Source organism: Streptomyces fractus, from assembly GCF_049844455.1.
In the GTDB taxonomy this organism is placed as follows: domain Bacteria; phylum Actinomycetota; class Actinomycetes; order Streptomycetales; family Streptomycetaceae; genus Streptomyces; species Streptomyces fractus.
Window position 1 is genome coordinate 9,055,903 of sequence record NZ_JBMYHI010000002.1, and the last position, 13,565, is coordinate 9,069,467.

The window sequence follows — 13,565 nt, forward strand, 5'->3', positions numbered from 1 at the left end:
CGAGCGAGGCAAGGGAAACTACTTTCCTCTCAGGAAACAAGTTCTGCTGGAGCACATCGATGGAGGGTCCCATGCCCGAGCCCCACGAGCCCACAGCCGACGAGGCCGCGAACGCTGCCCGGACGTTGCGGAGCGTCGAGCGGCGCCGCGCACAGGCCCACGCCGGAACCGGCGCGGCACGCTGGGTGGACGTGGTGTTCGGCGTCCTGACCTTCGCGGTGCTCGCCGCCCCCGACTTCTTCGGTTCCGATGTCACCGGCTGGACCACGCCCGCGTTCTCGGCGCTGGCCGTCGGCTACGTCGTCCTGCTGAACACCCGCCGCGGCTCGGCGCTGCTCGGGCAGCGCGCCCGGCTGCGCAGGAGCGAGATCTCCGGCCGTTTCGCCCTGGTCGCCCGGGTGGTGATCCTCGCGTTCGCCGCGATCGGCATCGCGCTCGCCCTGCTCCAGCCGGACCTCGGCGTGCATGTGCCGTACTGGCGGACGGCGTTGGGCGTGCTGCTGGGCGGCGCGCTGATCCTCTTCGGGGGACGGATGCAGCGCGCTCTGGCATCGTCGGCGACACGCGAGCGGCACACGACGGGAAGCACCCTCAATGGCCACATTTGAGTATGACGCCGTCCTCCTCGACCCGACGCGGCTGACGATCGTCTCGCTGCTCGCGGGCGTGGAGTGGGCCGAGTTCGGCTGGCTCCGCGACGAGGCCGGCGTCTCGGCGTCCGCCCTGTCGAAGCAGGTCAGCACCCTGGAGGCGAAGGGGTACGTCGAGGTCAAGAAGGGTTACGTCGGCAAGCGCCCGCGTACGTGGGTGAGTTTGAGCGGAACCGGCCGCGGCGCCCTGGAGCACCATGTGGCGGCCCTGCAACAGGTCGTCGAGGCGTCGCGGCGGCCCCGCAGCCGCTAGTCCGTGAAGAAGTCGGCGAGTGACCTGCCGATCCGGCCGGGGGCGTTCTCCGTGGGGATGTGATCGGCGTCGGGGATGCGGACGAGGCTGGTCCGGGGCATCTCCGCGGCGAACCGCTCGGCGAAATCCACCGTCTCGTGCAGGTCGTCCTCGCCCCAGATCAGCAGCTTGGGCGTGGTGGATCGCCGCAGCGCGGGAACGAGGTCAAGGGTGTACCGGTTGTCGGCGGCGCCCGCCAGGGCCAGCCAGGAGCGGCGTACCCGCTCATCGGTCCACGGATCCACGTACTCCGCGACCAACGCCTCGGTCGCGACACCGGCCAACACCCTCGTCACGGCCTGTCGGCGCGCGGCCAGCACGCCCTCTCCCGTGTCCGCGTCCCGGAACCGGGCCACGTGGGGCGCGGGCCAGGAGTCGTAGAGGACCGAGTTGACCAGGGCGAGCCGGGACACGTCGAGCCGGTCGTGGGCGAGGAGGTGCTGGGCGATGGCGCCGCCGATGTCGTGTCCCGCCAGGGCGACGGGGCCCGAGAGGTTCAGCGCGGCGACGTATCGCGTCACCCAGTCGGCGAGGGCCGGAACCGTGGCCGTCTCCGGGGTGAGCCGGCCTCCCGAGCGTCCGAGGCCGGGGAGGTCGACGGCGAGAGGACGCAGCCCCGCGTCGGCGAGGTGGTCCAGAACGGGGAGCCAGACACGGCTCCAGTACGTGCCGTGCAGCAGGAGCACCGGCGGGGCGTCCGGCCGCCCTGCGGTCAGGTAGCTGGCCGGCTCGCCGTCGACCTGGACTGTGGTCCGCCGCACTGTCGTCTCGCTGGTTCGGGTCACAAGGCTCATGAGTCCACTGTGTCCTGTGCGGGTCATCCGGCCGAGAGTCCAGAAAGACATCCGTGGGTACAATCCTGCCATGCGCACTCATCGGGTGGTGGCTCTGCTCAATCCGCCTCAGTCGCCCTTCGAGCTCTCCTGCGCCACCGAGGTTTTCGGCACCGCCCCACCGGGCGAGCCGCCCCGCTACAGCGTCACGATCTGCGCCGAGCACCCCGGCCCTCTGCGAACAACCGCCGGCTACGAGATGCTCGTCGACGCCGGTCTTGAGGCACTGGAGCAGGCTGACACGGTGATCGTCCCCGGCTGGCAACCGCCCGGGGCCCCTGCCTCTCCGGCCGTCATCGCGGCGCTGAGGACCGCCCACCGGCGCGGGGCGCGGACCGTCGCCATCTGCACGGGAGCGTTCGTCCTCGCCCAGGCCGGACTGCTGGACGGCCGCCGCGCCACCACGCACTGGCGCAGGACCGCCCAACTCGCCGCCGCCTTCCCCGAGGTGGACGTCGACCAGGAGGTGCTCTTCGTGGACCACGGCGACGTGGCCACCAGCGCCGGAACCGGCGCGGGCATCGACCTGTGCCTGCACCTGGTACGCGCCGACCACGGCGCGGCGTACGCCGCCCAGATCGCCCGCAGCATGGTCCTACCGCCGCACCGCGAGGGCAGCCAACTCCAGTACGCCGCACCGTCCGCACGCCCAGCGCCGGCCAAGGCCGACGAGTCGCTGGCACCCCTGCTGGAGTGGGCCACCGCCCGCCTCGACACCCGGCTGACCCTCGACCGGCTCGCCGAACACGCCGGGCTGTCCGGCCGGACCCTCGCACGGCGCTTCACCGAACAACTCGGGACCAGCCCGGGACAGTGGCTGCTCGACCAACGCATCGACGCGGCACGGGTCTTGCTGGAACAGACCGACCTGCCGGTCGAAGCCGTCGCCGCCCGCGTCGGACTCACCTCAGCGGTCAACCTGCGCCGCCGCTTCCGCGCCCAACTGGGCACCACCCCCGGGGCCTACCGACGCGTCTTCGGCCACACCGGATGAGGCTACGGGGTGTGAGCGCGCAGGGCCGCCGTGAACCACGCGAACACCGGTGTCAGGCTGGGCGGGACGGGCCATCCGTTGATGACGGCCAGCAGGTGCCAGTAGCGCTCCGCGCGGGGGTCGCCGGCGATCTCAAGGCGTGTGAGCAGCCAGTTGCGCAAGCCGGCGTCGTCGGCGCGGCTGAAGGTCTGCGCGTAACGGGCGGTGAGGGCGTCGACGATCACCCGCGCCTCGGCCGAGGCCGGAGCGACGCCGGTGTCGAGCGCGCGGCCGACGTGGTCGCGGACGGCCTCGGTCAGCTCGTGGTGCAAACCGGTGGAGTCTCCGCGGGCGCGTTCGGCCGCCTGGTACTTGGCCATACGCCGGACGGCGGCGCGGAAGTCGGGGTCCCGGGTGAGTTCGGCCAGTTTCACCCAGGCGTCGACCTGCTCGGGCTCGGGGTCGTCGGGCAGTTCGGGCATGGCCGAGCGCATCATGTCCACGAACTCGGCGTTGGCGTCGACCCCGCCGAAGGTGTCGTCGACGAAGTCGGTGACGAGGCGCCGGCGTTCGGCGTCGGAGAGCTTGGCAAGCTTGTGCATGAGGTCCATTTCCTCGGGAGTGGAGCCCCGTTTGGCCACCGCTCGCAGCACCGCGCGCCGCAATCGGAGCGTCCGAATCTGCACCTCCAGGGCGTCGGCGTGCGCCGCCGCGACTTCGGGCACCGAGACCTCCCGGTCCAGTACCCGCCGGATGACGGCAAGGTCGAGCCCCAGGTCACGCAAGGTGCGCACCAGGTCCAGACGCGCCAGCGCGCCGATGTCGTAGAGCCGGTAGCCGGCTGGGCTACGGTCCGTCGGCGGCACGATCCCGGAATCGGCGTAGAACCGAATGGCCTTGACCGTCAGCCCGGTCCGCCGGGCCAGATCCCCGATCGTGAAAAACGTGTCGCCGTCCATGCGCATACCTTCGCGCCTCCTCCTACGGGAGACTCAAGCCCGTTGTGCGGGCTGCGTGGTACAGAACTTATGGCCGGTAGGGCTCCAACTGCACCCTGTTTAGCCCGCGTCAGCGTCTGCTACAAGCAGCTCGCGGCCTATGACTCGAACCAGGCCGGGCAGCTCGCCGCCGTCGCCGGAGACGACAAGGTGGCGCAGCGGCGCGAACTCGGCGGCCCCGGACGTCCTGCAGACCGCCGACCTGCAGGAGCGGCTGCGCGATGAGCCGACAAGGAGCTGCTGCCGCTGCGGGTCCAGCAAGCCGAACGCTGTGCCGTGCGGGCCGGGGACGGCGTCTACACGCTGGCCTGGGACCCGGCCAAACAGCGGGTCGTGCTGCGCACCTTCGACCCCGGCTTCTACTACCCCGAGTGGGACGAAGGCGAGCAGGACGCACAGGAGTACCCGACGCGCGTGTACTTCGCCTGGGAGCTTCCCGAGGACGCCCGCCGCGGCCTCAAGCCGCGCGTACGGCGCATCACCTACGAGCTTGCGCCGCTTCGGCCGGCCACCGCCCCCGCCAGCACACCTGACGGCGACCCCTACCGGGAGATCCTCACCGCAGAGGACGGGTCGTGGCTGCTGACCAGCGGCGACAGTCTCGACCCGGACAGCGGGCACATCACCCGCAGCTACCCGTGGGCGCCCGGCAAGCCGTCCACCGTCGCCTGCTACCTCACCGACGCCGAATGGCTCCTCGACGACCTCAAGGGCCACCACGACGTCTACAACCTGCCCGCCGACAAGGCCCGTTACCGGGTCCGCTCCGACGGCGAAGTCCTGCAGGGCCTGGACCTGATGGTCGACTTCATCCCCGTCGTCCACGTACCCAACTCGATCCCGGACGGCGGGGAGCACTGGGGCAAGTCGACGCTGGTCACCGTGCTGCAACTCCTCGACGAACTCGCCGCCACCGACACCGACTCCGCGTCCGCATCCGCAACGACCGGCACCCCGATCATCGGCCTGGCCGGTGCACGCCTGCCCGTCGACCGGGCCACCGGCCAGCCACTCCCGGTCGCCGTCGAAGCCGGAACCGTGTGGCAGCTCGCCGACGGCGGCAGCATGTCGACCCTCAACACCGCCCCGCAACTCGCCGAACTCCGCTCCCGCGTCGACCACTTGATCGACCGCATCGCCGGAAACTCGTTCGACGCCGCGGCCGTACGCGCCTACCTCGGACTGCCGGAAGTAGACCCCGAGATCCTCAGTGGCCTTGTTCAGCTGTTGCCGCCGCCGGGCGCCGTCCCGTTCGAGTCCGTCCCGTACGGGAACCGTCGCATCCTCTGGCGTCGCCAGGCTACTCAGGAGCGAGCCGGTGACGAGGACCGGGCGCCCCGGTCGCTTCCGCCCCTCCTCTGCACCCGTCTTGCTATTACGTTACTTGACAGTCATGTAACGTAATTAGGACGATGGTCGTGCGCCAACACGGCGGACGGACGCCCTGCGTCGATGCCCAACGCATTCGAGACCGCCCGACGGCCATCGCGCGCGTTGCCCAAGAGAAGCGCATATGACGAATGAGAGCTCAGGGAAAACACATGCCGATCTATCAATGTCTCGTGCCTGCCGACTCCGTCGATGCCGACCGCCGTGCCGACCTGGCGGACGCGATCACCACCGTGCACGCCTCGGTCACCGGAGCTCCCCGGGGGTTCGTCCACGTCGTGTTCACCGAGTACCAGCCGTCCGAGTTCTTCACCGCCGGTAGGCCCAACACGCTGTCGGTGATCAACGGGACGATCCGGGCCGGCCGCGATCGTGCGTCGCGGGCCGAGCTCCTGGCCGGGCTGTGCGAAGCGTGGACCGCGATCACGGGAGAGCACCCCCGCAGCGTGGTCATCGGCCTCAACGAAATCGACTCGACCTCCGTCATGGAAGCCGGCCTGGTCATGCCCGCCCCCGGAGAAGAGGCGGCTTGGCTGGAGCGCAATCGGGAGGCGCTCGGCGAGGTCTTGTCGAGCGAATAGCGGCCCGGGCCCGACGCACTCCGCCACGTCAATCGGAACTCAACCAGGAAGGTCCCCATGCCCAGGAAGTGGATATCGGAGCGGATCGAACAGCTCGACCCGCACACTGACTACGACGAGATCTGGAGGCTGACCGCCACTCACCGGCCCAACGACTTCTTGGCGAACCTCAACTTCGTCCTCGGGATCTTGCACGTATGCACGCGCGAGCGCGATGCAGTCCCGGTACTCGACGGCGGCCAGGGGAAGGTGCTGACCGATCCGCACGCCCGAGCGGACGGCTCGATCTGGAAGCCGCAGCTGTGGTGGCACTACGGGTCACAACACGAAAAGACGCGGAAGAGCGTGGAGGCGGTCAATCGGCTGCACGCCCATTACGCCCGCAAGTACCCGGACAGCTTCCAGCCCAACGACACCTACGTCGCCACCCTCGGTTACGAAGCGGCCGGCGTACACCGCCTGCAGCGGAAGATCGGACTCCCCGGCTACACCGACAAGCAGAAAGTCGCGGCCGTGACATACGCGCGGAACGTGGCCACACATTTCCGCAACGCCACGACCGGTGAGCCGATTGCCGACTTCCCCGAGACCTTCGAAGACCTCGAAGCCTTCCTCGACCGCTACGAGGCCGAGGACGTTCCGGTCAACGAGATCAGTCCGCAGGTCGCCCGCGCGTTCATCCAGCAGTTCGCCGACCGCTACTTCGCCAAGCCGCTGCACCCCCTCGCGCGCGCCTGGGTCGTGAGCCTCTTCGATGACCACATGATCGCGGCTTATCGGCTGCGGCGGCCGCCGAAGTGGGCCGTCAACGCCTATCGCGCGCTGACGAAGGGGATCTTCTTGACCGGCGAACGAGTTCTCGCCGACCCCACAACCACCTACACCGAACGCCGCCAGGCATCTGTACGAGCTTGTCCCCATGCGGGAACAGCAAGCCGGACCGGGTAGCGCCATAGCGAAGCCGCCGCCATTCCTCTCCCCGCCGGTCTGACCGTTCGGATCAGGCCGGCCACCGGCGGCCCCTTACCGGCTAGCCCTCGGAGAGAACCGGCCACAGCGCCGCGACGACCCGGTCCGCGAGACCCGGGTCCCGGTCGCCCGTGCGCAGGTAGGACGAGTAAATACTGCCGATCATCATGTCCGCGACGACGAGCACGTCCATGTCCGTGCGCAGTTCCCCTTCCTCGCGCAGCCGATGCAGAGTGTCGAGCAGCGGCTGCATCCGGGGGCCGATCGCATGGCCTCGTACCAGTTCCAGGAGGCCCGGATTGTGCTCCGTCTCGGTCAGGACATGTCCCACCACCGTCATTCCACGGCCTGGCGGGGCGTACGGAACCGAGTACCGCAAGGCCCTCCCCAGTGCCTCGACGGGCGGCAAGTCGTCCAGCGGGCCGAGCGGCTCGCTCTCGCGCTCCTCTTGGAAGTTGAAGTCCAGGGCGTCCACGACGAGGTCGTGCTTGTTCGCCCAACGCCGGTAGACGGTGGGCCTGGTGACGCCCGCGTCGGAGGCGATGTCACCGATCGTCATGCGGGCGTAGCCGTCCGAAATGAACCGCCCGACGGTCGCCCGCAGGATCGCCTTCTCCACGGACGGGTCACGCGGTCTCCCGGGACCCCTGCCCCCCGGGGCCCTCTTCTCGCCGCTTTCGGCCATGCCCTGCACCCACCTCGCCATTTCATTACTTGCCAGTTGTGTAACGATATTAAGGCCATCGCTGGCGCACGGAGAATCGGGCGAAGGGGTATGCCGCCGGCTCCCTTCACGGCCGCGGTCGTTCATCGCCTGCTCCTCGTGGCGCCAGTGTGGTCCGCAGCCCCGGCTGTTGGTGCGGCAGGCCCATCCCTACCTTGCTGCAGACGCCCGGACGAACTTTCGCTGCGTCGCGGGAGGTGCCCCATGCGGCAGACCTCTACACCGCTGGTGCTACCACATCCTGTGCGATGGCGTCCGCCGAGGCGTCGCAGCTCCGGCCACTCTGAGACACCCGTCGATGAGACCGGGCCGGTACTGGATTTCCCGAAGGTGGGTGCGCAGGACCCGCATCGGTTGGTCGGGGTCGGTGAAGGCGGGTGTCCAGGTGCACGTTCAGGTTGTCCCGGACGAGGGCGAGCGGGGCGTCGAGCTGCCGGTGCGCACAGGTCAGCAGGTCGCGGTACTCGGTCCAGGTGAAGCTGCGGCGGCCGCCGCGCTTGTGGGTCGGCGTGCCGTTTCGGCCGGTAGATCAGGCGGGAGCGGTGGCCGGGTTTGTGCTGGTCAGGGCCGCGATGGAGATGCGGCGCTGGGAACGTCCCCGCACCCGGATGATGGCGGTGTGTCCGCGCCTGGCCCAGGTACGGGAGGTCGGCGGCGTCATCGAGAAGCCGGCCTCGTCCTCGAAGACGAGGTAGGCCTCGAGCGCCGCCCGGGCGATTCCACCGACGGCCATGTGTCCTTCACCCAGCCCGTCACCCGGGTCTCGTCGCGTTCAGTGGCCCGCCGGGCCGGGAGTTGGTGGCTCCATCCGTGGCGGTGCAGCTTCTGTGTGATGGCGGACAGGGGCATCGTCTTGTGGAACCGGCGCCCGATCAGCGTTTTGATCCGTTCCAGTGTCCAGATTTGGCTGTCCCAGCCGTGCGCGAGCGGGCCCTTGGCCAACTCGGCTTCCAGTGCTGCGAACAGAGTCTCGGTCAGTTTCGGCCGGGCCGCCCAACCTGCGGAGTGCACCCCGGCCGCCTCCAAACGGATACCCTCGCGAAACGCCCGCCGCTCGGCCGTCAGGCCACCACCTTGCGGGTACCTCATACACCGGGCGTACCGCTACAGCCACCACCTGTCAGCTCTCGCCATCGCCCGAGGTGCTGGACGACCGAGATGTGCTGGCTGCTTTGATCGCGCATCCTCAGTTCCGGGACACCTACGACGGAGCCGGCGTTCAAGACTGGTGCGGCGGGACCCTCCTTGCTCACCGAGTCCGCCCGGGGCACGGGGTGTCGAAGGTGAGGACGGTTGTGGTGCGCTCCGATTCGGCGCCGTGTGTGTTCACGGCGAAGGTCCGGACGGTGTGGCGACCGGCGGGCCAGGGTTTTTGGGGAGTCCAGGACCAGGTGCCGTCGGGCGCGACGTCGGTTGTGCCCAGGGTGCCGTGCTCCCAGAACTGCACCGCTACCGCGTCGCGGGCGGTTCCTGCGAGAAGCGCGGGCTGCGGCGGGTGGGCCGGGGCTGACGTGATCACCGGGGGAGCCACCCAGGTGCCGGGGAGGGCGGTGGCCGCGAGGTGGGCGTGGAGCGGCGACCGGTCGGCCTGCGGGTCCTCGTAGCCGTTGCGTACGAATCCGAGGCGCGGCGCGATCCCGTCGATGAGGAGGTTGAGGACACCCATGATGACGGGCACGTTCCGGCCGGCCACCTGCGTGTGGTCGGTCACGAACGGGGAGTCGGTGAACACGAAGTTGAAGTTCTCGTAGTCGTGGAAGAGAAGCAGGAAGGGCTCGACCTGATTCCGGTACTGGGCGTCGGCGGGGGAGGAGAACAGGTAGATGTTGACGTCGCGGTGACGGCCCTCGCGCACCAGGTCGGGGAGGCAGGCGTCCAGTTCTCGTACGGCCGCGTCGTCGGGCTGGTCCCCCAGCATGAAGCGGGCGACCTTCGGGTGGACCTGCTGTACGTATGAGCCGATCGCGAACTGCGGGGCGATGGCCACCACGTTCTGGTAGCCGTACTTCAGCCCGAAGTACTGGGCGGCGCTGGCCCCCTTGGAGCTGCCGAGCAGGGTGCAGTCCCGAGGCGTGAGCGCGAGGGCGGTCAGGAATCGTTCGATGAGCGCGGCGACGGACTGCTCGACGGAGAAGTCCAGTTCCCTGCACAGGTAGTACGCGTTGTGGCCGTCGAAGCGGTCGCGGATCCACAGGACGTTGGCGCGCAGCTTGTCCAGCACGCCGTTGGACCAGCCGTAGTCCTCGGGGGCGTCGAAGTTGGCGAACACGACGACGAGGTGCCGGTTGCCGTTGCGGGCCTCGAAGAACCGGTAGTCGACGGGGAGTTGGGCGGCGGTGTCGGTGCCGGTGAACAAGGGGCGGCCGTTGGTGGAGGGCATGCGGGCCATCGGAGCGGTTGCCTTTCTGACGCAGGTCATGCGGGTCATGCGGCCCGGTGGCGGGGCCGGGCGTGACGGTGCGGGGTGGTCGGCCCGGTGCCGGCACCGACCGGCCCGCCGAGCAGGCGGTCGACGACACGGCCCGCCGCGTTGCCGTCGTCGAGGTCGCAGAAGTCCCGCTGGAACCGGCGGTATCGGAACGCGTACTGCTCCTGCGAGCGGTCCACGTCGCGGATGGACTCGATCAGCTCCTGCGACGTGGACAGCAGCGGCCCGGGGGCGTCGGCCTCGAAGTCGAAGTAGAAGCCGCGCAGGGTGTCCCGGTAGTGGTCGAGGTCGTACGTGAAGAACAGCATCGGACGGCCGGTGTTCGCGAAGTCGAACATCAGCGACGAGTAGTCCGTCACCATCACGTCCGTGATGAGCATGAGGTCGGCCATGTCGGAGTAGGCGGTCACGTCCCAGACGAATCCGTCGCCCGCGCCGGGCACCGGGTCGACCACGTTGGGGTGGCGGCGGACCAGCAGGATGTGATCGTCGCCGAGCTGCCGTCGGGCCTCGGCAAGGTCGATACGGAAGTCGAACTTGTAGCGGCCGGCGCCGTAGAAGAGGTGGTCCCGCCACGTCGGTGCGTACAGGACCACGCGCTTGCCGTCCGGCAGTCCGAGCCTGCGGCGCACCTGCGCGGCGCGCTCGGCCCGGTCGGGGGCGTAGTGGATGTCGTTGCGCGGGTAGCCGGTCTCCAGGATCTCGCCGTCGAAGCCGAAGGCACGGCGCATGATGGGCGTGGAGAACCGGTTCGGCGAGACCAGCATCGACCACTGACCGACCTCGGTGGGCAGCCGCTCCAGGTAGTCGCGGTCCGCGAACTGCGGCGAGTCGATGTCGTGCCCGATCTTCTTCAGCGGCGTGCCGTGCCAGGTCTGTACGACGACCTGTTCGTCGCGGCGCCGGAACCAGTTGGGCAGGTGGTTGTTGAAGACGAGGTAGCGGCTGCGGGCCAGTGCCTCGTACCACTCCGGCGACCACATACGGACGGCGCGGGCGTTCGCCGGCACCTGGATCTGGTCGTCGCGGACCACCCACAGCAGTTCCAGATCGGTGCCGCGGTCCACGAGTTCGTCGTAGACGGCACGGGGGCTGCCCGAGAGCTGGGTGCCACGGAAGCTGTCGAAGAGCACGGCCTCCCGCAGCGGGAGACCGCGGCTGTCCGGATAGTGCCGCGTGCGCAGCAGCTTCTGCCGGTACGGGCCGCGCCCCTCCACCGGCATCGCGGAGTGTGCCATCAGCGTCAGCCGATCGTGCCACTGCGTCTGCACCTCGTAACCGCGGCCGTCCACCGAACCCCGCGAGGGCATATCGGCGATCAACGTCCTGTGGGCCCTCATCGCCACATCGTGCGAGGGGCGACCGCCGGTCTGCGGCACACGGAAGTCGAGGTCCCACCGGCCCGAGGCGAGTGGCGCGGGACCATTGAGGCTCTCCACGTGCGCCGGGTCGAGCGAGATCCGGAAGCGTCCGCCCGCGCAGCGCACGGGGAAGGTCTTCTCCTCACGCTTGGCCCGCGAACGCACCACCACACGCAGGCCCGCCCGCTGCTGCGGGGTGAGGCGCTCATGGCCGGGGAACGCTCCGGTGACGGTCAGGGTGCCGTCCGCCTCCCAGTCGCAGGCATCGGCGACGGGGGCCTCGACGCGCTCGAACAGGACGAGGAACCCCTGGGCGTTGCGGTGGACGACGACCTCCCGGCCTGCCGAGGTCCCGTCGGCCAGGGAGGGCGCGGGGTAGTTGCCGTCGGGCGTCTCCGCGGCGACGACGGGGTAGTAGGGGCGCTTGCGGCCCGGGAGGTGGAGGGTGGTCTTCCAGCCGCTCGCGCCCGTGCCCCACATCTGCGGGAGAGCGTCATGGTTCCCGCGCCGGGACGCGGGGGCGAGCTCACGGACCGGGAGGCGGGTCCGGAAGTGGCACCACCCTTCGCCGCCGGGCGTGAACATTACGTCGGAGTGGTGCTCGGCCGCGCCGGACAGGGCGCGCAGGCGCAGCGTTCCCGATGCGGGGACCTCGTCGGTGAGCAGCACACCGCGCAGTTCCAGGTGGCCGCCGCGCAGGCTGTGCCCGATGACGCGGCAGCGCACCCGCTCGACCCGGATCTTCAGTGCGCCGTCGACGAACAGCGGCACCACGCGGGTGTTCTTCTCCACGTAGAAGGGGGCCGGGTGGGAAGCGGTGCACGCATCGCCCGCGATCACACTCTTGTACCGGAACAGCCCGCGGCTGAGCGCGCCCACGGCCACATCCCACGTGCCCTCGACCCACTTGCCCTTGCGCTGGAACCGGCGCGGGTCGATGACGGTCTCGAACCCGGACCAGTCGTAGCAGTAGCGGTTCTGCCCCGAGTGCTCGGTGGCCTCCGGCGTGTAGGTCGTCCTGGCGCGCTGAACCATGATCCGCCCGGACAGCTTCTTGTTGCGCAGGGCGATCGCCTTGACCGAGTGATGGCGCTTGTGGATGTTGAGGTTGCGGATGTAGGCGCGCCCCGAGATCTTCAGCTTGCCGTCGTCCCACACGGCCGAGGTCAGCGAACCCCGCATCGAGAACTCCTTGCCCAGGCGGGAGGCGCGCTTGGGAATCCCGACCGAGCGGTCGTCCAGATACGGGTGGTCGAGATAGCGGTGGACCCGCCGGCGCACCGGTATGGGCCCGCCTTTGCGTTCCCACACGAGCAGTTCGAGGAGCTCGTCCAGTTTGCGGGCACGGACGAGGTGCCACTTGACGCGGTCGGCCGCGCACAGGCCGTCGATGATGTCCGGGGCAGCCTCGGCGAGGAACGTGCCTGCGTGCTCCAGGAAGTAGGTGCGGCACTCGTCGTCCGCCTCCGGCAGGGCCTTGAGGTGGATCATGAGGTCGGACTTCAGGACGGACTGGTCGTAGCGGCGCTTGTGGTCGGCGAACTCGGCCCCTTGCTGGTCGCCGAGGAACCGGCTCACCTTCTGGACTCCGGTGATGCGGTCGCGTACGTTGCCCAGCTCGTGGTTGCACTGGGTGATCGACGGGGCGGCGCCCCCGTCACGGCGGCGCCAGAAGTAGACGGGGGTGCCGACCACGTCGACGGACTTCGCGCTGTAGTGGGCGTAGAGATTGACCCAGATGTCCTCGTAGAGGACGCCCTCGGGATAGGTGATCCGGTGCCGGTCCCAGAAAGAGCGCCGGAAGACCTTGTTCCATACGGTCCGGTCGTAGATCAAGTCGTGCTTGCGGGTGACGTGGGTGCGCCGGCGGTCACGGCGGAGCAGGTCGTGGTGGAGGCTGGAAGGCCACGAGGTCTGCGAGTTCATCATCCGGACATTGCCGGAGACGAAGTCCGAGCCGCTCTCCTTGAGCGTGCCGATCAGCAGCTCGTACGCGTAGTCCGGGATGACGTCGTCGCCGTCCACGAACCCCAGGAACTCGGCCTGCGGATCCGCCGCGCGGATCGCGGTGTTCCGGGCGTGGCCCGGACCGTGGGCAGCCTGCCTGATGAGCCGGAACCTCGGGTCCATGCGGCAGAACTCGGCCGCGATCGCCGTCGAGCCGTCCGTCGACCCGTCGTCGACGAGGATGGCCTCGAAGTCCTCGAAGGTCTGTTGGGCGATGGACCGCAGGCACTCGTCGAGGTACTGCTCGACGTTCTGGAACGGCACGACGATGCTCAGCTGCGGCGACATCGGAACGGACTCCTTCGATCCCCGGATCGGTTCGAGACGGCGGCCCCGTCGGTCCGGGGCGCATCTCGACGC

11 protein-coding genes and 1 pseudogene are annotated in these 13,565 nt (G+C 69.4%); 6 read left to right on the forward strand and 6 right to left on the reverse strand.

Annotation, left to right across the window (positions count from 1 at the left end; all coding sequences use genetic code 11):
* Window positions 1-71 precede the first annotated feature (71 nt).
* Both ACP4E5_RS43290 and ACP4E5_RS43295 read left to right on the forward strand, forming a co-directional pair.
* Entirely contained in the window at window positions 72-608 is a 537-nt protein-coding gene (locus tag ACP4E5_RS43290; RefSeq protein WP_425839828.1) for a hypothetical protein, read from the forward strand.
* Complete coding sequence (locus ACP4E5_RS43295; RefSeq protein WP_425839831.1) at window positions 595-903, forward strand: winged helix-turn-helix domain-containing protein; 309 nt, start codon at window positions 595-597, stop codon at window positions 901-903. Before ACP4E5_RS43290 ends, ACP4E5_RS43295 begins: the two co-directional genes overlap by 14 nt.
* On the opposite strand, the gene ACP4E5_RS43300 is transcribed toward ACP4E5_RS43295, so the two are convergent.
* Complete coding sequence (locus ACP4E5_RS43300; protein WP_425839834.1) at window positions 900-1,736, reverse strand: alpha/beta fold hydrolase; 837 nt, start codon at window positions 1,734-1,736, stop codon at window positions 900-902. The two genes, ACP4E5_RS43295 and ACP4E5_RS43300, sit on opposite strands and share 4 nt — an antisense overlap.
* Before the next feature lie 70 nt (window positions 1,737-1,806).
* Here ACP4E5_RS43300 and ACP4E5_RS43305 point away from each other — a divergent pair, with 70 nt between their 5' ends.
* On the forward strand, window positions 1,807-2,769 hold the full coding sequence (locus ACP4E5_RS43305) for a GlxA family transcriptional regulator (RefSeq protein WP_425839837.1): 963 nt from the start codon (window positions 1,807-1,809) through the stop codon (window positions 2,767-2,769).
* 2 nt (window positions 2,770-2,771) lie between these two features.
* On the opposite strand, the gene ACP4E5_RS43310 is transcribed toward ACP4E5_RS43305, so the two are convergent.
* Window positions 2,772-3,707: a MerR family transcriptional regulator gene (locus ACP4E5_RS43310; protein ID WP_425839840.1), complete on the reverse strand. Its 936-nt coding sequence runs from the start codon at window positions 3,705-3,707 to the stop codon at window positions 2,772-2,774.
* 315 nt (window positions 3,708-4,022) lie between these two features.
* Between ACP4E5_RS43310 and ACP4E5_RS43315 the strand changes: the two genes are divergently transcribed.
* From ACP4E5_RS43315 to ACP4E5_RS43325, 3 genes are all read left to right on the forward strand, one after another.
* Window positions 4,023-5,150: a hypothetical protein gene (locus tag ACP4E5_RS43315; protein ID WP_425839843.1), complete on the forward strand. Its 1,128-nt coding sequence runs from the start codon at window positions 4,023-4,025 to the stop codon at window positions 5,148-5,150.
* A 137-nt stretch (window positions 5,151-5,287) separates the two neighbouring features.
* A complete protein-coding gene (locus tag ACP4E5_RS43320; protein WP_425839846.1) occupies window positions 5,288-5,716 on the forward strand; it encodes a tautomerase family protein in 429 nt (142 codons plus the stop codon).
* A gap of 57 nt (window positions 5,717-5,773) precedes the next feature.
* Window positions 5,774-6,664, forward strand: coding sequence for an oxygenase MpaB family protein (locus ACP4E5_RS43325; protein WP_425839849.1), 891 nt, complete (start codon window positions 5,774-5,776; stop codon window positions 6,662-6,664).
* A gap of 82 nt (window positions 6,665-6,746) precedes the next feature.
* Here ACP4E5_RS43325 and ACP4E5_RS43330 read toward each other — a convergent pair whose 3' ends face one another.
* The 4 genes and pseudogenes from ACP4E5_RS43330 to ACP4E5_RS43345 form a co-directional block, all read right to left on the reverse strand.
* Window positions 6,747-7,304: a TetR/AcrR family transcriptional regulator gene (locus ACP4E5_RS43330; RefSeq protein WP_425839852.1), complete on the reverse strand. Its 558-nt coding sequence runs from the start codon at window positions 7,302-7,304 to the stop codon at window positions 6,747-6,749.
* A gap of 336 nt (window positions 7,305-7,640) precedes the next feature.
* Window positions 7,641-8,498 (reverse strand): annotated as a pseudogene (locus ACP4E5_RS43335) (winged helix-turn-helix domain-containing protein).
* 160 nt (window positions 8,499-8,658) lie between these two features.
* The gene (locus tag ACP4E5_RS43340; RefSeq protein WP_425839855.1) at window positions 8,659-9,789 is read right to left on the reverse strand and encodes an Ig-like domain-containing protein; all 1,131 of its coding nucleotides are present in this window, start codon (window positions 9,787-9,789) and stop codon (window positions 8,659-8,661) included.
* Between the two features lie 44 nt (window positions 9,790-9,833).
* The gene (locus ACP4E5_RS43345; protein WP_425839858.1) at window positions 9,834-13,493 is read right to left on the reverse strand and encodes a bifunctional glycosyltransferase/CDP-glycerol:glycerophosphate glycerophosphotransferase; all 3,660 of its coding nucleotides are present in this window, start codon (window positions 13,491-13,493) and stop codon (window positions 9,834-9,836) included.
* Window positions 13,494-13,565: the final 72 nt, after the last annotated feature.